The following is a 19539-nucleotide window of genomic DNA, read 5'->3' on the forward strand; positions in this document are numbered from 1 at the left end:
GCGGCGGACATGGGGTGGATCAGGACCGGCCGGGAGGCCAAGGACGCGGAGTTCCTGGAACTCGTCGCCGGTCGCACCAACCACCTGTACCGCTCGGCCTGCCTGCTCACCAGCGGTGACACCCACTACGCCGAGGACCTCGTCCAGGAGGCCCTCGGGCGGATGTACGTGCTCTGGCGGCGCAGCGCCTTCACCGGCGGCCGGGAGCGGATCGCCAACCCGGCGGCGTACACCCACACCGTCATGGTGCGCACCTTCCTCGCCCAGCAGCGACGCCGCTCCAGCGGTGAGCGGCCCACCGACGCCCTGCCGGACTCGCCGGGGCAGGACGCCGACAGCAGCCTGCGGCTGACCCTCCTGGACGCGCTCGGCCGGATGCCGCCCAAGGACCGCGCCGTCCTGGTGCTGCGCTACTGGGAGGACCGCAGCGTCGAGGAGACCGCCGAGGTGATGCGGGTGTCCTCCGGCGCCGTCCGGACCCGCACCACCCGTGCGCTGGCCCGGCTGCGTGCCCTGCTCGGCGACTCGTTGGCCGAGCTCGCCGTCCGCTGAGACCGGCCCCGGCCCCGACCGGCACTTCCCGCAACCCGTGACCCGTGACCCAAGGAGACGGTGAAACAGCCATGTCCGAACCGGACAAGTTCGAGGACGATCTTCTCTATGCCATCACTCGTACGGGTGAGGGCTTCCGCGCCGAGCAGGGCGGCCTGGTCGCGGGCGGCTACCAGCGCGGCCGCCGCCGCTGGCGGCGCCGCTCGACCGCCGCCCTGGTCGGCGGCGCGGCCGCGCTGGCCCTGGTGGGCACCGGCGCGGTGTACCTGGTCGGCCACCCGGCGAAGGACGCGGGCACCGTGGCCGCGTCCCCCGTCCGGACCTTCACCGCCGGCAGCGGCACCCCCGTGGCCACGCCGACGACGGCGCAGCCCTCCGCCCCGAACGTGGTCACCGGCGACGAGGTGCTGGCGACCCTCCGGGCCCTGCTGCCCAAGGGCGAGACCACCCAGGGCAAGGGACGCGGCACCGACGACGAGCAGACGAAGGGCACCTTCGCCGCCGCGGACGTGGTCTTCGACGACGGCCGGGGCAAGTCGCTGATCCAGATCGGCATCCAGAAGCACCGCCCCGGCCAGGGGCAGCCGAACAGCTGCCCGGCGGACCTGAAGCTCGCCCAGCTCGACTCCTGCACCGGGACGACCCTGCCCGACGGCTCCCGGCTCCAGCTCCTGCAGGGGTACGAGTACCCGGACAAGCGGGCCACCACCAAGGAGTGGCACGCCCTGCTGACCGGTCCGGACGGCCGGGAGATCAGTCTGAGCGAGTGGAACGCGGCCGCGGAGAAGGGTGCGCCGGACAGCCGCCCCGAGCCGCCGCTCACCCTCGACCAGCTGAAGGCGATCGTCACCGACAAGTCCTGGGACCGGGTCGTCGCGTCGGTCGGGTTCGACGGCGTCGACGTCACGGCGCTCGACCCGGGCCTGTCGCTGGAGGAGCGGGAGGCCACCCTGACCCGGCTGCTGCCGCCGGGGGTGACCGTGACCGGTCGCAGCGGCAGTCCGCTGGCGGCCACCTTCCAGCTGGCCCAGGGCCAGACCACCGGCTCGGTGGTGCTGCGGGTGGAGAACCGCGCGAAGTCCGCGGACGAGCAGGCCTACAAGGACGCGCTCACCCTGCCCGACGGGAACAAGGTGCTCACCCGGGGCGGCCCGGACGGCGCCGACAAGATGCCGCTCACCGTGAACGCCCTGCACCCGAACGGCATCGCGGTCACGGCCGCCCAGGGCCCGAGCGGCAAGCCGCTGCTCACCGAGGAGCAGCTGCGGGCGATCGCCCTCAGCCCGGCCTGGAAGGCCGGGAAGTAGCGGTGCGAACGCGGCGGTGCCCCGGGCTTGGGGGAGGCCCGGGGCACCGCTGTGTGGGGGAGGTGGGGGAGGGGGTGGGGGTCAGTCCTGCTGGTCCTCGGGGAGGCTGATCACCCAGCGGGTGTCCTGCCGGGGGCGCAGGTAGAACAGCCAGTAGAGGGTGGCGGCGGCGGTGATGCCGCCGGTCCACAGCAGGGGCTCGGTGTCCAGCTGGGTCATCACGTAGACCAGCACGGCGATCAGGACGACCGGGACGGCTGGCCACAGCGGCATCCGCCAGGCGGGGGCGTGCTTGTGGTGGGCGCGGCGGGAGAGCAGCGCGGCGATCGCGACCAGCAGGTACATCCCGGTGACGGCGACGCCGGTGATGTTGCTCAGCAGCTCGCCCTTGACGAAGCAGAGCGCGGCGCCGGGCAGGCCGACCGCCAGGGTGGCGATCCAGGGGGAGCCGAAGCGGCCGAGGGTGCCGAAGGCCTTGTTGACCGGCTCCGGCCAGGCCTTGTCACGGGCGGAGGCGAACAGCACCCGGGAGTTCTGGATGACCATGACGATGCCGGCGTTGATGATGGCCAGCGCGACGCAGAGGCTGATGAAGGTGCCGACCGCGGAGTTGCTCCAGGCGGTGACCATGCCGGAGATGTCGCCGGAGGTGAGGGTCTGCAGGTCGGGGGCGCCCATGGTGATGGCGACGACCGGGATCAGGATGACGGCGGAGGAGATGCCGAGCGTCCACAGCACGGTGCGGGAGACGTTGCGGCGGGGGTTCTCCAGCTCCTCGGAGAGGTAGACGGCGGTGGAGAAGCCCTGGGTGATGAACAGGGCGATGCCGAGCGCGCCGACGATGGCGCCGATGCTCACCGTGGTGGTGGCGCCGCCGTCCCCGGTGACCACGCCGTGCAGCAGGCTGGGGGCGTGGTCGTTGGCGTGGGCGAAGCCGAGCACCGAGACGACGCCGGCCGCGATGACCTCCAGCACCAGGAAGATGCCGGTGATCCAGGCGTTGGCGCGCAGGTCGAGCAGGCCGGCCAGGGTGGCGGCCAGCATCACGGCGGCGCCGGTCATGGCCTTGTCGACGTGCAGCACGGGGGCCAGGTAGTCGGCGGTGCCGAGCGCGATGACCGAGGGGACGATCATCACCACGATCAGCGAGAGCACGAAGACCAGCCAGCCCATCAGCCGTCCGGCCAGGGTGCCGACCATCGCGTACTCGCCGCCGGCGCTGGGGATCAGGGTGCCGAGCTCGGAGTAGCAGAACGCGACGGCGACGCAGAGCACGGTGCCGATGGCGATGGCCAGGGCGGTGGCGCTGCCGATGCTGGAGAACAGCTCCGGCACGATCACGAACAGCGTCGACGCCGGGGTGACGCAGGACAGCGTGAGCAGTGTTCCGCCCACGACGCCGATCGAGCGCTTGAGCTGCTGGGGCGCGGCCGCCCCGGCCGCCGAGGCGGCTACGGTCTGTGGCGGGCGAAGCGTGTCGGTCATGTGGCTTCCGATCGGCTCTGTGCGGTCCTGGGGTGGGAGCGGTATCGCCTCCGCTGGCTGGTCGCTGGGTATCTGGTCCAGTCGCTCCCGGGCCGCAATGGAACCTTGGGCGTATTGATCGCGTCAACGTCGGAACTGCTTCGGAATCCGTTGCGGCAAAAGGCATAAACATGCGATCCGATGATCACGTTCGGTCATTGCGCCGTTTGTCCGACTTGTTACCTTGGCTGGATCGCACCTGAATCGAAGGTGAACAAAGCGCTCTGGTCGGGATTCGAAGGTGCAGATCCGGTCGGACGGTGGTAGGCCCAGGCGCCTTCCGAGGGGTGCGGCCACACCCCGGCCGGGTACGGGAACCGCAGCACCCGCCGGGAAAGATCTAGGTAACGTTTCAGCACCTGGGACGACGGAGGGGCCGGACTCGTCCGAGTCCGACCCCTCCGCTCACCGTCCGTGACGGCCGGCCCGGCTAGGCCACCGGCAGCCAGCCCGTCTGGACCATCTGCCCGTTCGTCGCGCGACGCGACACGTACACCCCGCGGCCCGGCGGCAGCGCCTGCGGCTTGACCGTCCCCAGCAGCGCGCCCTCGTCCCGGTTCCCGGAGAGGATCACGCCCTGGCCGCCCAGCTCGCGGATGCGCTGCATCACCGGCTCGTACAGCGAACGCCCGGCACCGCCCGCGCTGCGGGCCACGATCACCCGCAGGCCGATGTCCCGGGCGAACGGGAGGAACTCGGCCAGCGGTGCCAGCGGGTTGCCCGAGCCCGTCGCGACCAGCTCGTAGTCGTCGACGATCACGAACATGTCCTTGCCGCTGTACCAGCTGCGGTTGCGCAGCTGCTCCGCGGTGACGTCCGGGCCCGGCAGGCGGCGGGAGCAGGCCCCGCGCAGCATCTCCACCACGGCCGACATGGCCGGCTGCGCGGCCGCGTACTCGACCAGGTACTCCGCCGGCACCGCGCCCAGCAGCGCGCGACGGTAGTCGCCGACCACGATGCCCGCCTGGTCCGGCGTGTAGCGCTCGGTGATCTGCTTGATCAGCATCCGCAGCACCGCCGACTTCCCGGACTCGGTGTCGCCGAAGACGACGAACAGCGGGTCGGTCTCGAAGTTGACGAAGACCGGCGCGAGCTCCGCCTCGTCCACACCGAAGGCCACACCGCGCTCCGGGTGCTCGAAGCCCTTCGGCAGCGAGTTCCCGTCCAGGACGGCCGGCAGCATCCGCACCTGCGGGGCGCGCGGCCCGCTCCAGGCCCCGCCGATCGCCGCGACCAGCCCGGACACGCCCTCCTGCAGGTCGTCCACGCCGGAGGAGCCGTCCAGGCGCGGCAGGCCGGACAGGAAGTGCAGCCGCTCCGGGGTGATGCCGCGACCGGCCAGCGGCGGGACGTTCTGCGCCGCCCGGCGGTCCACCTCGGACTCCATCGCGTCACCGAGCTTCAGCTCGGTGCGGTTCTGCAGCAGGTCCTTCAGCGCCGGGCGGACCTCCGCGTACCGGGCCGCGGTGATGAGCAGGTGGACGCCGTAGCCGAGGCCGCGCTGGGCGATGTCGCCGATCACCGGCTCCAGGCCCTCGAACTCCTGCTTGAAGGTGTTCCAGCCGTCGATCACCAGGAACACGTCGCCGAAGGCCTCGTCCGGCAGCTGCCCGGCCGCCCGACGGGCCCGGTAGGTGCCGATGGTGTCGATCCCGGCGACCCGGAACAGCTCCTCGCGGCGGTTCATCACCCCGTGCACCTCGGAGACCATCCGGCGCACCTTGTCCACGTCCAGGCGCCCGGCCACCCCGCCGACGTGCGGCAGCCCGGACAGCGACCCGAAGCTGCCCGCGCCGAAGTCCAGCAGGTAGAACTGCACTTCGAGCGGGGTGTGGGTGAGGGCGAACGAGGCCACCGTGGTGCGCACCACGGTCGACTTGCCCGAACGCGGGCCGCCGACGACCAGGCCGTGGCCGGCCGCCCCCGCGTAGTCGACCTCCAGGATGTCCGTCTTCTGCTCGCGCGGCTTGTCCACGATGCCGATCGGCGCCCGCAGCCGGCCCACCGGGTAGCCGGTGGCGGTCAGCCCGCGCTCCGGCGCGACCTGCAGCGGCGGCAGCAGGTGGTCCATGCTCGGCGCCTCCTCCAGCGGCGGCAGCCACACCTGGTGCGCGGCCGGGCCCTGGCCGGACATCCGCTGGACGAACACGTCCAGCACGGTGTCCACCAGCGCGTCGTCCTGCTCCGGCACCGGCGGCGCCTCCTCCTCCACCGGGTCCGGCAGCTCCACGAAGGCCGCGGTGAACTCCACCGGGCGCGCGGCGACCCGCCGCCCGCCGGTCGACCGCTGCTGGCCCGGCGCCCGGTACGGCCCCGAGACGTAGGCGGCCTTGAACCGGTCCATCACGTCCTCGCCGAACTTGAGGTAGCCCACGCCCGGCACCGGCGGCAGGTGGTAGGCGTCCGGCACGCCGATCGCCGCCCGCGACTCCGCCGCGGAGAAGGTGCGCAGGCCGATCCGGTACGAGAGGTAGGTGTCCAGGCCGCGCAGCTTGCCCTCCTCCAGGCGCTGCGAGGCCAGCAGCAGGTGCACGCCCAGCGACCGGCCGATCCGGCCGATCTGGATGAACATCTCGATGAAGTCCGGCTTGGCGGTGAGCAGCTCGGAGAACTCGTCGATGATCAGCACCAGCGAGGGCAGCGGGTCCAGCGCCGCGCCGGCCGCCCGGGCCCGCTCGTACTCGTGGATGTTGGCGTAGTTGCCGGCCGAGCGCAGCAGCTCCTGGCGGCGGTGCAGCTCGCCCTCGATCGCGTCGCGCATGCGGTCGACCAGGGTGAGCTCGCCCTCCAGGTTGGTGATGACCGCGGAGGTGTGCGGCATGTCCGCCATGCCGGAGAAGGTCGCACCGCCCTTGAAGTCGGCGAGGACGAAGTTCAGGATCTCCGAGGAGTGCGTCATCGCCAGCGCCAGCACCAGGGTGCGCAGCAGCTCCGACTTGCCGGAGCCGGTCGCGCCCACGCACAGGCCGTGCGGGCCCATGCCCTCCAGCGCGGCCTCCTTGATGTCCAGGTAGACGTGCTCGCCGTTGGCGCCGACGCCGATCGGCACCCGCATCCGCTCGTGCTGGGCGCGCTGGCGCCAGCTGCGGTTCGCGTCGAAGGAGCCCGGGTCCCCGGAGTTCATCATGTCGGTGAAGTCCAGGTTGGACAGCAGCGGCTCGTCGTCCCCGCCGGCCGACACCCGGTACGGCGCCAACTGCCGCGCCAGCGCCTCGGACTGCCACACCGAGAGCAGGTCCGGCTTGCCGGTGTACGTCGCGCCGGAGGCCGAACGCAGCACCAGCTCCTCGGCGTTGACCGTCACCATCAGGTGCCCGCTGGGCTCGTCGACCTCGCCCGGGACCACCTCGATGACGGTCACGCCCTGCACGCCCTCCGGGCTCGCCAGCAGCGAGTCGTGCGGCACCCCGGCGCCGTCCATGACGACCACCAGGTGCGGCTGGTCCGCCGAGGGCGACGCGTCCCGGACGAAGCGCTGACGCCCGGCCAGCTCGTCCTGCAGCAGGTACTCAAGGTCGCCCAGGTCCGCGGCGAACAGCCGGCGCGAACCCGCGCCGTCGGCCTCCTTGCGGTGCTGGTTGTGCGGGAGCCACTTGGTCCACTCCCACTCCTCGGCCGCGCCGGGAGCCGCCGCGACCGCCACCAGCAGGTCGTCGGGCGAGTGCAGGGTGGTCAACTGGGCGATCATCGCCCGCACGTTGCCGTACACCGAGTCCGGGTCGCCGCACACCGTGATGTGGTAGAACGCCCGCAGCGACACCGCCAGCGGCAGGTCGTGCAGGGTGCCGTGTGCCTTCAGGAAGGAGTGCATGGCGGCCGCCGACAGCGGCTCCAGCTCGTCCATCGGCGCGGTCTGCGGCGCCACCAGCGGCGTGGACAGCTGCACCGGTCCGAGGCCCACCCGGATCTGCGCGAAGTCGCCGTCCGCGGTGCGCCGTTCCCACAGCCGCCGGCCGTCCTCGACGATCGACCACAGCTGGTCCGGCGCAGGGTTCAGGAACAGCAGCGCGCCGCGCTGGCGCTCCGCCGTGCGGCGCACCTGGCGGCGCGTCTGCTGCAGGTACTTGAGGTAGTCGCGGCGCTCGTCCGCCATCGCCGTCGAGCCGCCCTTGCGGGCCCGCACGATCTGGGCCAGCACCATGCCGACCGTCGAGGCGATCATCAGACCGCCCATGATCTTCATCGGGGCGGCCGCGCCGGGCGAGAAGAAGAACACCGCCGAACCGCCCATGCCGAGCATCGGCAGGATGCTCATCAGCCAGTCCTCGCCGCCCTGCCGAGGCAGTTCGGGCGGGCTCACCAGCTCCACCGGCTCGTCCGGCACGGTGGGCGGATAGGCCCTGGCCGGTCGCTTGACCGTGATCACACCCATGTGTCATCCACCCCGTGGCGTCGATCGATCACTTCGGCATCAGCCCTCACGCGACTGCGTACGGTCCGTACGGGAATCCGGCGGCTGAGGACGCCCCACACAGCGCAGCCCCCGTACCTTTGCGCAGGCGCCGATCCTAACGGTCGCTCCCGCACCGCCCGCCAGGCCCCGGTCACCAACCGAGCGGGTAGGGTAACGCCGCGCCAATTCGCGGCCCGGTCGGGCCGGTTCCACAGCCACACCGAGCGCCGCCGTGCCTCGGCACCGTCAACAAGGGGGAGCGCCACGTGCGTCGAAGGAACGAGGTGCGGCTCATGAGCGAGCGGAGCGGGCTCCTCATCGAACGCCGCGCACTGTGCGGAGCGCCTGCCGGGCGAAGCGAGGCCGGAGCATGAGCAGTGCTGCTGCCGCGACCGGCTACTGCCGGGTGACGGTCGTCGCCCCGGACCGCCGCATCGACGTCGCCCTGCCCGAGGACGTCCCGCTCGCGGACGTCTACCCCGAGGTGCTGCGGCTGGCCAACCAGAGCCAGCCCGACGGCACCCCGACCGGCTTCCACCTGGTCCGCCGCGACGGCACCGTCCTCGACAGCGGCCTGCCGCTGGCCGCGCAGCAGGTCCGCGACGGCGACCTGCTCGCGCTGCGCCCCTTCGCCGAGTCGCTCCCGCCCGCGGTCTACGACGACGTCGCCGACGCCATCGCCAGCGCCGTCGAGGCCGACCGCCGGTTCTGGTCCGCCGAACTGATGCGCGGCTTCGGCCTGATCGGCGCCGGGGTGCTGCTTACCCTGCTCGGCTTCGCGCTCTGGTTCTCCGACCTGCGCCACGACATGCACGGCCTGCCCGGCGTCCTGGCCTGCGTCACCGCGGTGGTGCTCACCGCGCTGGCCGGTGTGCGCGCCCGGGTCTACCAGGACGCCCACGCCGCCCTCGCGCTCGGCCTCGGCGCGCTGCCGCACGCCATGATCGGCGGCAGCGGCGTCATCGCCGTCGCCCATCCGTGGGACGGCCCCGGCCGGCTCCAGTTCCTGGCCGGCTGCGTGGCCGTCCTGGTGGTCGCCGTGCTGCTGACCGGCCTGCTGCCGGAGAAGGACGCGGTGTTCGTCGCCGCCGCCCTGGTCGCCGCCGCCGGCGCGCTCGCCACCTTCGCCGCCGTCCTGATGCCCGGGACCCCGGCCGGCCACATCGCCGCCGTCACCGGTGTCGCCGCCGTCGCCGCCGTCGGCTTCCTGCCCAGCCTCTCCGCCCGCTTCGCCCGGCTGCCGGTCGGCTTCAGCGCCCCCGGCCAGACCCGCACCCGCAGCCGCGACTACGACGAGGAGGCCGAGCGCGCCGAGGCCGTCCAGTACGAGAGGATCGCCCACCAGGCCCGCCGCGGCCACGAGGTGCTGGTCGGCCTGGTCGGCGGCTGCGCCGCGGTCGTGGTCGGCGCCTGCGCCGTCCTCGGCTTCACCGACGAGACCTTCCCCGAGCTGCTCGCCCTCGCCCTGGGCCTGGCCACCATGCTGCGCGCCCGGCTGTTCCGCTACACCGCGCAGGTCCTCAGCCTGACCGTGGCGGGCCTGCTCGGCCTGTGCCTGCTGATCGTCGGACTGTCCCTGCACACCCCGCAGTTCTTCCTGCGGGTGGCGGGCTCCACCACCCAGCTCGACCTGCGCACCGTCTGGCTGGCCGCCTGCATCGCCTTCGGCGCCGCGCTGCTCGTCGCGATCGCCCTGGTGGTGCCCCGGCTCGGTGTCTCCCCGTTCTGGGGGCGCATCCTGGACCTGGTCGACAGCCTCACCCTGATCTCGCTCGTCCCGCTGGCGCTCGCCGTCCTGGACATCTACCGGCTGGTCCGCGGCGCCACCGGCTGACCCGGCCCGCCCCCGGTGCCGCCCCCGGGCCCCGCTCCCCGGAGGAGCGCGCGCGACCCCTCCGGGCCGCCGAACGGCCGGGTGGGCGGCACTGGTACGCTTGGCCTTCGAGCGCAGCCGTGTGTCCGCCGCCCCTCCGTGGGCTGCCGAGTGCCGGCCGCGCTCACGACACCGAGTTCTCGATGAGTCCTGTGTTGTCGACCAGGACCGCTCGGTACACCCGAAGGAGTTGCAGTGGCTCTCGCCTCTGACGTCAAGAAGCAGATCATCGCCGAGTTCGGCCAGAAGGAGGGCGACACCGGCTCCCCCGAGGTCCAGGTCGCCATGCTCTCCCGCCGCATCTCGGACCTGACCGAGCACCTCAAGCTGCACAAGCACGACCACCACTCGCGCCGCGGCCTGCTGATCCTGGTCGGCCAGCGCCGCCGCCTGCTGCAGTACCTGGCCAAGAAGGACATCGAGCGCTTCCGTACGCTCGTCGACCGCCTGGGCATCCGCCGCGGTGCCGCCGGTGGCGCCCGCTAAGACCGCCGCTCGGGGCGGCTCCCCACACCGGGGAGCCGCCCCTCGCGCGTATGCCGCGGCCGTCTGGCCACGGCGCCCTGACATAACAACTCGCGCGCACCTCCCCAGGTGGCCGAGGATTGCACCGTAGGGTTGTGGGCATGCCGGGTGATGGCGCACCAGAGCGCCACCCGGGCAGACAGACCCCAACCCCCCGCGGGACGAAGGCTTCAAACGGAAGCCGCCCGCATCCGAGAGAGCGTCCAGACGCGGAACGCCCGTCCCGGCCCGGCAGCCGTGAGGCGCCGGTCCTCGGTAGTGGCCGTCGGAACCCCCGCAGACCGAGCGGGGCACTCCGGAGGCTTCGATCGAAGACCGGCCCGACTGCCGCCCTCCCTGACGAGGGCACCCAGGGCCACCCGACAGGAAGTGCGCGGGGGCGCTCTCCCGGAGACGTACGAAAGAGGAGATCTTCCAGGTGGAAGAGAACGTGTTCTACGCCGAGGCCGTGATCGACAACGGTTCCTTCGGCACCCGTACCATCCGCTTCGAGACCGGCCGCCTGGCCCGTCAGGCCGCCGGCTCCGCCGTGGCCTACCTGGACGACGACACCATGGTGCTGTCGGCCACCAGCGCGTCCAAGCAGCCGAAGGAGCACTTCGACTTCTTCCCGCTGACCGTGGACGTCGAGGAGCGGATGTACGCCGCGGGCCGCATCCCCGGCTCGTTCTTCCGTCGCGAGGGCCGGCCCTCCGAGGACGCGATCCTCACCTGCCGCCTGATCGACCGCCCGCTGCGCCCGTCCTTCGTCAAGGGCCTGCGCAACGAGGTCCAGGTCGTCGTCACCGTGATGGCGCTCAACCCCGACCACCTGTACGACGTGGTCGCGATCAACGCCGCCTCCGCCTCCACCCAGCTGGCGGGCCTGCCGTTCTCCGGCCCGATCGGTGGCGTCCGCGTCGCGCTGATCAACGGCCAGTGGGTCGCCTTCCCGACCCACAGCGAGCTGGAGTCGGCCGTCTTCGACATGGTCGTCGCCGGTCGCGTCCTGCCGGACGGCGACGTCGCGATCATGATGGTCGAGGCCGAGGCCACCGACAAGACCATCAAGCTGGTCGAGGGCGGCGCCGAGGCGCCGACCGAGGAGGTCGTCGCCTCCGGCCTCGACGCCGCCAAGCCGTTCATCAAGGTCCTCTGCGCCGCGCAGTCGCAGCTGGCCGCCCAGGCCGCCAAGCCGACCGGTGAGTTCCCGGTCTTCCTGGACTACCAGGACGACGTCCTCGCCGCGCTGACCGCCGCCGTCAAGGACGAGCTGGCCCAGGCCCTGACCATCCCGGGCAAGCAGGAGCGCAACACCGAGCTGGACCGCGTCAAGGCGCTGGCCGCCGAGAAGCTGCTCCCCGAGTTCGAGGGCCGCGAGAAGGAGATCAGCGCCGCCTACAACGCGCTGACCAAGAAGATCGTCCGCGAGCGCGTCATCACGGACAAGGTCCGCATCGACGGCCGCGGCGTCACCGACATCCGCACCCTGGCCGCCGAGGTCGAGGCCATCCCGCGGGTGCACGGCTCGGCCCTGTTCGAGCGCGGCGAGACCCAGATCCTGGGCGTCACCACGCTGAACATGCTCCGCATGGAGCAGCAGCTGGACACGCTCTCCCCGGAGACGCGTCGCCGCTACATGCACAACTACAACTTCCCGCCGTACTCCGTCGGCGAGACCGGCCGCGTGGGCTCGCCCAAGCGCCGCGAGATCGGCCACGGCGCGCTGGCCGAGCGGGCCATCCTGCCCGTGCTGCCCTCCCGCGAGGACTTCCCGTACGCCATCCGCCAGGTCTCCGAGGCGCTCGGCTCCAACGGTTCCACCTCGATGGGCTCGGTCTGCGCCTCGACCATGTCGCTGCTGAACGCCGGTGTGCCGCTGAAGGCCGCCGTCGCCGGCATCGCGATGGGCCTGATCTCCCAGGAGATCGACGGCGAGACCCACTTCGTCACGCTGACCGACATCCTCGGCGCCGAGGACGCGTACGGCGACATGGACTTCAAGGTCGCCGGTACCCGCAACTTCATCACCGCCCTCCAGCTGGACACCAAGCTGAACGGCATCCCGGCGTCGGTGCTCGCCGCCGCGCTGAAGCAGGCCAAGGACGCCCGCCTGCACATCCTCGACGTGATGAACGAGGCCATCGACTCCCCGGACGAGATGTCCCCGAACGCGCCGCGCATCATCACCATCAAGATCCCGGTGGACAAGATCGGTGAGGTCATCGGCCCCAAGGGCAAGATGATCAACCAGATCCAGGAGGACACCGGCGCCGAGATCACGATCGAGGACGACGGCACCATCTACATCGGTGCCGCCGACGGCCCGGCCGCCGAGGCCGCCCGCACCACGATCAACCAGATCGCCAACCCGACCATGCCGGAGGTCGGCGAGCGCTACCTGGGCACCGTGGTCAAGACCACGACGTTCGGCGCGTTCGTGTCGCTGATGCCGGGCAAGGACGGCCTGCTGCACATCTCGCAGATCCGCAAGCTGGCCGGTGGCAAGCGCGTCGAGAACGTCGAGGACGTCCTCGGCGTCGGCGCCAAGGTCCAGGTCGAGATCGCCGAGATCGACCCGCGCGGCAAGCTCTCCCTGATCCCGGTCATCGAGGGCGAGGAGGCCGGCGAGGCCGCTTCCGAGTGAAGCGCCGCTAGCTGACCCCTTGCGGCCCGTACGCCTCGCGGCGTGCGGGCCGCACCCCGTTGTCCACACGCTTACGTCCGCACGTGCCTTCCTCGCGTGCGTTTCCTCTGGAGGTACCCCCCGTGGCGCAGGCCCCGGCGGTAAAGCAGCGCCCCGGCACCACCCGGACCCTGCTCAAGGGCGTCGACGGCGCCGGCACGGTGCGCCGCACCGTCCTCCCCGGCGGCCTGCGGGTCGTCACCGAGACCCTGCCGACGGTGCGCTCCGCGACCTTCGGCATCTGGGTCGGCGTCGGCTCGCGGGACGAGACCCCGCAGCTCAACGGCGCCACCCACTACCTGGAGCACCTGCTCTTCAAGGGCACCGAGCGGCGCAGCGCGCTGGACATCTCGGCGGCCCTGGACGCGGTCGGCGGCGAGATGAACGCCTTCACCGCGAAGGAGAACACCTGCTACTACGCCCGGGTCCTGGACACCGACCTGCCGCTGGCCATCGACGTGGTCTGCGACATGCTCACCGGCTCGCTGATCCGCACCGAGGACGTGGAGGCCGAGCGCGGCGTCATCCTCGAAGAGATGGCGATGGCCGAGGACGACCCGGGCGACGTGGTGCACGACCTGTTCGCCAAGGTGATCTACGGCAGCGGCCCGCTCGGCCGCCCGATCCTCGGCACCCAGGAGACCATCAGGACGCTCACCCGGGACCAGATCGCCGGCTTCTACCACCGGCGCTACCGCCCCGAGCAGCTGGTCGTCGCCGCGGCGGGCAACCTCGACCACCGCAAGGTGGTCAAGCAGGTCGAGCAGGCCTTCGCCCCGGTGCTGGCCCGCTCCGACGCGGCCCCCGCCGAGGCCCGCCGCGGCGTCAAGGCGCTGCGGACGGCCGGCAAGGTCGAGGTGCTCAACCGCTCCACCGAGCAGGCCCACCTGGTGCTGGGCGTGCCCGGGGTGCCGCGGCACGACGAGCGCCGCTGGGCGATGGGCGTGCTCAACGCGGCCCTGGGCGGCGGGATGAGCTCCCGGCTGTTCCAGGAGATCCGGGAGAAGCGCGGCCTGGCGTACTCGGTCTACTCGTACTCCTCGTCGTACGCGGACAGCGGCCTGTTCGGCATCTACGCCGGCTGCCAGCCCAAGCGGGTCGAGGAGGTGCTGCGGATCTGCCGCGCCGAGCTGGCCAAGGTGGTCGCCGACGGCATCACCGAGGAGGAGCTGCAGCGCGCGATCGGGCAGATCTCCGGCTCCACCGTGCTCGGCATGGAGGACACCGGCTCGCTGATGAACCGGATCGGCAAGGCCGAGCTCAGCTACGGGCACCACCTCTCGGTGGACGACATGCTGGCGCGGATCGCCTCGGTGACCCTGGAGGACGTCCACGAGGTGGCCCGTGATGTGCTGGGCGCGTACCGGCCGTCCCTGGCGCTGATCGGCCCGGTCAACGACAAGCGGGCCGCCAAGCTCGCCGAGCTGCTGGTGTGAGAGGACTTTCGCTATGACGCTGCGTGTCGCCGTGATCGGGGCCAAGGGCAGGATCGGCTCCGAGGCGGTCAGGGCCGTCGAGGCCGCGCCCGACATGGAACTGGTGGCCGCCCTGGGCCGCGGGTCCGCGTTGGAGGAGCTGACCGAGGCCGGGGCGCAGGTCGTCGTCGAGCTGACCCACCCGGACTCGGTGATGGGCAACCTCGACCACTGCCTGCACCACGGCATCCACGTGGTCACCGGCACCACCGGCTGGACGGACGAGCGGCTCGCCACCGTCCGCGGCTGGCTGGACCAGGCCCCGGAACTCGGTCTGCTGATCGCGCCCAACTTCTCCATCGGCGCGATCCTCGGCATGAAGTTCTCGCAGATCGCGGCGAAGTACTTCGAGTCGGTCGAGGTGGTCGAGCTGCACCACGACCGCAAGGCCGACGCCCCCAGCGGCACGGCCACCCGGACCGCGCAGCTGATCGCGGCCGCCCGCGCCGAGGCCGGCCGCCCGCCGCAGCAGGACCCGACCACCCACAGCCTGCCCGGCGCGCGCGGCGCCGACGTGGACGGGGTGCCGGTGCACGCCGTCCGGCTGCGCGGGCTGCTCGCCCACCAGCAGGTGATGTTCGGCGACACCGGTGAGACGCTCACCATCCGGCACGACTCGCTGCACCACAGCAGCTTCATGCCGGGCATCCTGCTGGGCGCGCGCAGGGTCGTCGGGACGCCGGGGCTGACCTTCGGCCTCGAACACTTCCTGGACGTGTGACCGTGGTGATTCCAGGGAGCGTGACATGACCTCTCGTACCGGCTTCTTCGTCCTGTCCGGCGTGCTGCTGCTGGTCGCCCTGCTCTGCGTGGGGGAGGGCGTCCAGCTGATCGCCACCGGCAAGCCGCTGGGCATCGGCATCGGTGTCTGCGCCTTCGTCATCCCGGTGATCGGCGTCTGGTTCCTGCGCCAGACCGTCCGCTTCGGCCGGGACAGCGAGCGGCTCGCCCGGGAGCTGGAGGCCGAGGGCGGCCTGCCGGTGGACGAGCTCAAGCGCAGCACGGGCGGGCGGATCGACCGGGCCTCGGCCGACGCGGTCTTCGCGCGCCGCCAGGCCGAGGCCGAGGACGCGCCGGGCGACTGGCGGGTCTGGTTCCGCCTCGCCGTGGCCTACGCCGACGCCGGGGACACCCCGCGTGCCCGCAAGACCATGCAGCACGCCATCAAGCTGCACAGCACCGAACCCGCAAGGAGTAACGCGTGAGCGACGAACCGACAGCCCCCAGCTTCCGCAGCGACGTGACGGTGGAGCTGGTCCGCAGCTCCGCCGCCGACTCGGACGTCATCTGGGCGGCCCGCGTCTCGACCGCGGGGGAGCAGTCCCTGGAGGCGCTCTCGCAGGACCCGGAGAAGTCCAAGGGCCTGATCAACTTCCTGATGCGGGACCGGCACGGCACGCCCTTCGAGCACAACTCGATGACCTTCTTCATCAGTGCGCCGATCTTCGTGTTCCGGGAGTTCCACCGGCACCGCAGCGGCTGGTCGTACAACGAGGAGTCCGGCCGCTATCGCGAGCTGCACCCGGTCTTCTACGTCCCGGCGGAGGACCGCAAGCTGGTCCAGCAGGGCCGCCCGGGCAAGTACGAGTTCCACGAGGGCACGCCCGAGCAGCACAGGACCACGACCGAGGCGATGGAGGCCGCGTACCGCGAGTCCTACACCCGCTACCAGGAGATGCTGGCGGCCGGGGTGGCCCGCGAGGTGGCCCGCGCGGTGCTGCCGGTCGGCCTGTTCTCCTCGATGTACGCGACCTGCAACTCGCGCTCGCTGATGCACTTCCTGTCGCTCCGGACCAAGCGGGACAACGCGACGGTGCCGTCCTTCCCGCAGCGCGAGATCGAGATGGTCGCCGAGCAGATGGAGCAGCAGTGGGCGCAGCTCATGCCGCTCACCCATGCGGCCTTCGAGAAGCACGGCCGAGTCGCCCCCTGACCTGGGACGACAGGCATATGGGCAGAGTGTCTGGCATGTCTGGATTGCGGCTTTTCTAGCCGCTCCCTACATTCGTGAGCACGGATTCCGGTGCTGCCTGAACCCCCGAGCGGGCAGCACCGGAATCCCATTGCACCGCCCGTTCCCGCCGCTCATCGCCGCTGCCCCTGTCCGAACCCTGGACCGGTGTGGAAACCGCCCCACCGCCTACGAGTAGTTTTGGACGCATGGCTCCGATCTCCACCCCCCAGACGCCGTTCGGCCGGGTCCTGACCGCGATGGTCACCCCGTTCACCGCCGACGGCGGACTCGACCTCGACGGCGCCCAGCGCCTCGCCACGCACCTCGTCGACTCCGGGAACGACGGCCTCGTCGTCAACGGCACCACAGGTGAGTCTCCGACCACCAGCGATGCCGAGAAGGCCCAACTGGTCCGCGCCGTGGTGGAGGCGGTCGGGGATCGCGCCCACGTGGTGGCCGGTGTCGGCACCAACGACACCCACCACAGCATCGAGCTGGCCCGGCAGGCGCAGGCCGCCGGGGCGCACGGCCTGCTGGCCGTCACGCCGTACTACAGCAAGCCCCCGCAGGAGGGCCTGTACCGGCACACCGTCGCCTTGGCCGACGCGACCGAGCTGCCGGTCATGCTGTACGACATTCCGGGCCGCAGCGGGGTGGCGCTGAGCCACGAGACGCTGGTCCGCCTCGGCGAGCACCCGCGGATCGTCGCCAACAAGGACGCCAAGGGCGACCTCGGCGCCGCGGCCTGGGCGATCGCCCGCTCCGACCTGGCCTGGTACTCCGGCGACGACATCCTGAACCTGCCGCTGCTGTCGGTCGGGGCCGTCGGCGTGGTCAGCGTCGTCGGACACGTGGTGGCCGGCGAGCTGCGCACGATGATCGAGGCCCACCTGGCCGGCGATGTGGTCAAGGCCACCAGCGTGCACCAGCGCCTGCTGCCGGTGTTCAGCGGTATGTTCCGCACGCAGGGTGTGATCCTCACCAAGGCGGCGTTGGAACTCCAGGACCTGCCGGCCGGCCCGCTGCGACTGCCGCTGGTGGGCGCGACGGCCGAGGAGATCGCGCGATTGAAGCAGGATCTCGCCGCCGGCGGGGTACACCTCTAAGCAGACACAGACGTGCGCGCCCCGGCTCGCCGGACCCCCGGGTCCGCCGCTGGACCGGATCGAAGGCGCGAGAGCACAGACCCAGTAGGAAAACGACACTGAGTACGCACGCCATATGTCTCCGGGGGAGGACCCCGGGCATATGGCGTGCGTCGTGAGGAGAGTCTTTTGAGCCACCCGCACCCCGAGCTCGGCGCGCCCCCGGCCCTGAAGGAGGGCGCCCTCCGTATCACTCCGCTCGGCGGCCTCGGCGAGATCGGCCGCAACATGACGGTCTTCGAGTACGGCGACCGCATCCTGATCGTCGACTGCGGCGTCCTCTTCCCGGAGGACGAGCAGCCCGGCGTGGACCTGATCCTCCCGGACTTCAGCTACATCCGGGACCGCCTCGACAAGATCGACGGCATCGTGCTCACCCACGGGCACGAGGACCACATCGGCGCCGTCCCGTTCCTCCTGCGGGAGAACCCGGACATCCCGCTGATCGGCTCGAAGCTGACCCTGGCCCTGATCGAGGCCAAGCTCGCCGAGCACCGGATCCGCCCGTACGTGCTGGAGGTCAAGGAGGGCCAGCGCGAGCGCATCGGTCCCTTCGACTGCGAGTTCATCGCGGTCAACCACTCCATCCCGGACGCCCTCGCCGTGGCCGTCCGCACCCCCGCCGGCATGGTCGTGGCGACCGGCGACTTCAAGATGGACCAGCTGCCGCTCGACGGCCGCCTCACCGACCTGCCGACCTTCGCCAAGCTGGCCGAGGAGGGCATGGACCTGCTGCTGGTGGACTCCACCAACGCCGAGGTCCCCGGCTTCATCCCGCACGAGCGGGACATCTCGGCGGCGCTGCGGAACGTCTTCGCGAACGCCGACCGGCGCATCATCGTCGCGTCCTTCGCGAGCCACGTGCACCGCATCCAGCAGGTGCTGGACGCCGCGCACGAGTACAAGCGCAAGGTGGCCTTCGTCGGCCGCTCGATGGTCCGCAACATGGGCATCGCCCGCGACCTCGGGTACCTCAAGGTCCCCGGCAACATGGTCGTCGACGTCAAGCAGCTCGACGACCTGCCGGACAAGGAGGTCGTGCTGATCTGCACCGGCTCGCAGGGCGAGCCGATGGCCGCTCTGTCCCGGATGGCCAACCGCGACCACCAGATCCGCATCGTCGAGGGCGACACCGTCGTCCTGGCGTCCTCCCTGATCCCGGGCAACGAGAACGCCGTCTACCGGGTGATCAACGGCCTGACCCGCTGGGGCGCCAAGGTCGTGCACAAGGGCAACGCCAAGGTGCACGTCTCCGGCCACGCCTCGGCCGGCGAGCTGCTCTACTTCTTCAACATCTGCAAGCCGCGCAACCTGATGCCGGTCCACGGCGAGTGGCGCCACCTGCGCGCGGCCGCCGAGCTGGGAGTCGCCACCGGGGTGCCGCGCAACCGCGTGGTCATCGCCGAGGACGGCGTCTGCGTCGACCTTGAGGGCGGCGTCGCCCGGATCGTCGGCAAGGTGCAGGCCGGGTACGTCTACGTGGACGGCGCCTCGGTCGGCGACATCAGCGAGGCCTCGCTCAAGGACCGCAAGATCCTCGGCGAGGAGGGCTTCATCTCGGTCTTCGTCGCGGTCGACTCGACCAACGGCAAGATCATCGGTGGCCCGACCATCCAGGCCCGCGGCTCCGGAATCGACGACAACGCGTTCGTCCCCGTCGTCGCCAAGCTCCAGGAGGCCCTGGACCGCTCGGCGGGTGACGGCGTGCTGGAGCCCCGCCAGGTGCAGCAGCTGGTCCGCCGGACCATCGGCAAGTGGGTCGCGGACAACTACCGCCGCCGGCCGATGATCCTGCCGGTCGTGGTCGAGGTCTGACGCTCGCTCGTCGAGCCCTGACGCTCGTTCGTCCCCGGCCGAGGCCGGTTTGACGTGGGGCGGCCCGGTGCGTAATGTTCTCCGGGTTGCCCCACGGGACGGCCCCTCGGTAACGGGCTCGAATCTGAATTCGAGAACGACCGGGGAAAACGGCCCGAAAACTCTGGTAGAGTTCGGGAGCGCCGAAAGGCAAAAGCCGATTGGATGAATGAAACTCCGGAAACGGAGCGGAAAACATCTGATAAGCTGGAAACACGAAAGAACGAAGCCCGGAGGGTCCGCTGGAAGGCGGTCCGAAGGAAGCGTCCGTT

At 71.4% G+C, this 19539-nt stretch carries 13 protein-coding genes; 11 read left to right on the forward strand and 2 right to left on the reverse strand.

All coding sequences use genetic code 11. The features are described from left to right. The first annotated feature begins 9 nt into the window (after positions 1–9). Together ACIGG8_RS33510 and ACIGG8_RS33515 are read left to right on the forward strand one after the other, a co-directional pair. Positions 10–552 (forward strand): SigE family RNA polymerase sigma factor, encoded by a 543-nt coding sequence (locus ACIGG8_RS33510; RefSeq protein WP_396552421.1) that lies wholly within the window; start codon positions 10–12, stop codon positions 550–552. A gap of 71 nt (positions 553–623) precedes the next feature. Further along, complete coding sequence (locus tag ACIGG8_RS33515) at positions 624–1859, forward strand: hypothetical protein (protein ID WP_396552422.1); 1236 nt, start codon at positions 624–626, stop codon at positions 1857–1859. An 81-nt stretch (positions 1860–1940) separates the two neighbouring features. Here the strand turns inward: ACIGG8_RS33515 and ACIGG8_RS33520 are convergent, their stop codons facing one another. Together ACIGG8_RS33520 and eccCa are read right to left on the reverse strand one after the other, a co-directional pair. Next, entirely contained in the window at positions 1941–3344 is a 1404-nt protein-coding gene (locus ACIGG8_RS33520; RefSeq protein ID WP_396552423.1) for an APC family permease, read from the reverse strand. Positions 3345–3813: 469 nt separating this feature from the next. Further along, on the reverse strand, positions 3814–7755 hold the full coding sequence (gene eccCa, locus ACIGG8_RS33525) for a type VII secretion protein EccCa (RefSeq protein WP_396552424.1): 3942 nt from the start codon (positions 7753–7755) through the stop codon (positions 3814–3816). A 391-nt stretch (positions 7756–8146) separates the two neighbouring features. Between eccCa and eccD the strand changes: the two genes are divergently transcribed. From eccD to ACIGG8_RS33570, 9 genes are all read left to right on the forward strand, one after another. Continuing rightward, positions 8147–9610, forward strand: coding sequence for a type VII secretion integral membrane protein EccD (gene eccD / locus ACIGG8_RS33530; RefSeq protein WP_396552425.1), 1464 nt, complete (start codon positions 8147–8149; stop codon positions 9608–9610). Between the two features lie 234 nt (positions 9611–9844). Then, positions 9845–10135: a 30S ribosomal protein S15 gene (gene rpsO / locus ACIGG8_RS33535; protein WP_030245440.1), complete on the forward strand. Its 291-nt coding sequence runs from the start codon at positions 9845–9847 to the stop codon at positions 10133–10135. Positions 10136–10592: 457 nt separating this feature from the next. Next, positions 10593–12800, forward strand: a complete 2208-nt coding sequence (locus tag ACIGG8_RS33540) for a polyribonucleotide nucleotidyltransferase (RefSeq protein ID WP_350525444.1) — start codon at positions 10593–10595, stop codon at positions 12798–12800. A gap of 122 nt (positions 12801–12922) precedes the next feature. After that, positions 12923–14275, forward strand: coding sequence for a M16 family metallopeptidase (locus tag ACIGG8_RS33545; protein WP_396552426.1), 1353 nt, complete (start codon positions 12923–12925; stop codon positions 14273–14275). A 13-nt stretch (positions 14276–14288) separates the two neighbouring features. Further along, positions 14289–15035 (forward strand): 4-hydroxy-tetrahydrodipicolinate reductase, encoded by a 747-nt coding sequence (dapB, locus tag ACIGG8_RS33550; RefSeq protein ID WP_350525442.1) that lies wholly within the window; start codon positions 14289–14291, stop codon positions 15033–15035. A gap of 25 nt (positions 15036–15060) precedes the next feature. Continuing rightward, positions 15061–15519 carry a tetratricopeptide repeat protein gene (locus ACIGG8_RS33555; protein WP_350525441.1) on the forward strand — a complete coding sequence of 153 codons (459 nt, stop codon included), beginning with the start codon at positions 15061–15063 and terminating at the stop codon, positions 15517–15519. Continuing rightward, complete coding sequence (gene thyX, locus ACIGG8_RS33560) at positions 15516–16247, forward strand: FAD-dependent thymidylate synthase (RefSeq protein WP_350525440.1); 732 nt, start codon at positions 15516–15518, stop codon at positions 16245–16247. Before ACIGG8_RS33555 ends, thyX begins: the two co-directional genes overlap by 4 nt. Before the next feature lie 227 nt (positions 16248–16474). After that, positions 16475–17374, forward strand: coding sequence for a 4-hydroxy-tetrahydrodipicolinate synthase (gene dapA, locus ACIGG8_RS33565; RefSeq protein ID WP_396552427.1), 900 nt, complete (start codon positions 16475–16477; stop codon positions 17372–17374). Positions 17375–17542: 168 nt separating this feature from the next. Then, the gene (locus ACIGG8_RS33570) at positions 17543–19228 is read left to right on the forward strand and encodes a ribonuclease J (RefSeq protein ID WP_396552428.1); all 1686 of its coding nucleotides are present in this window, start codon (positions 17543–17545) and stop codon (positions 19226–19228) included. Positions 19229–19539: the final 311 nt, after the last annotated feature.

The organism is Kitasatospora sp. NPDC085464 (assembly GCF_044541955.1).
In the GTDB taxonomy this organism is placed as follows: domain Bacteria; phylum Actinomycetota; class Actinomycetes; order Streptomycetales; family Streptomycetaceae; genus Kitasatospora.

Excerpts from the sequence above, each read along its gene's own strand:
- eccCa (WP_396552424.1), bottom strand. The coding sequence starts at position 7,755 with ATGGGTGTGATCACGGTCAAGCGACCGGCCAGGGCCTATCCGCCCACC.
- ACIGG8_RS33555 (WP_350525441.1), top strand. The coding sequence starts at position 15,061 with ATGACCTCTCGTACCGGCTTCTTCGTCCTGTCCGGCGTGCTGCTGCTG.
- dapB (WP_350525442.1), top strand. The coding sequence starts at position 14,289 with ATGACGCTGCGTGTCGCCGTGATCGGGGCCAAGGGCAGGATCGGCTCC.
- ACIGG8_RS33510 (WP_396552421.1), top strand. The coding sequence starts at position 10 with ATGGGGTGGATCAGGACCGGCCGGGAGGCCAAGGACGCGGAGTTCCTG.
- ACIGG8_RS33520 (WP_396552423.1), bottom strand. The coding sequence starts at position 3,344 with ATGACCGACACGCTTCGCCCGCCACAGACCGTAGCCGCCTCGGCGGCC.
- eccD (WP_396552425.1), top strand. The coding sequence starts at position 8,147 with ATGAGCAGTGCTGCTGCCGCGACCGGCTACTGCCGGGTGACGGTCGTC.
- ACIGG8_RS33515 (WP_396552422.1), top strand. The coding sequence starts at position 624 with ATGTCCGAACCGGACAAGTTCGAGGACGATCTTCTCTATGCCATCACT.
- dapA (WP_396552427.1), top strand. The coding sequence starts at position 16,475 with ATGGCTCCGATCTCCACCCCCCAGACGCCGTTCGGCCGGGTCCTGACC.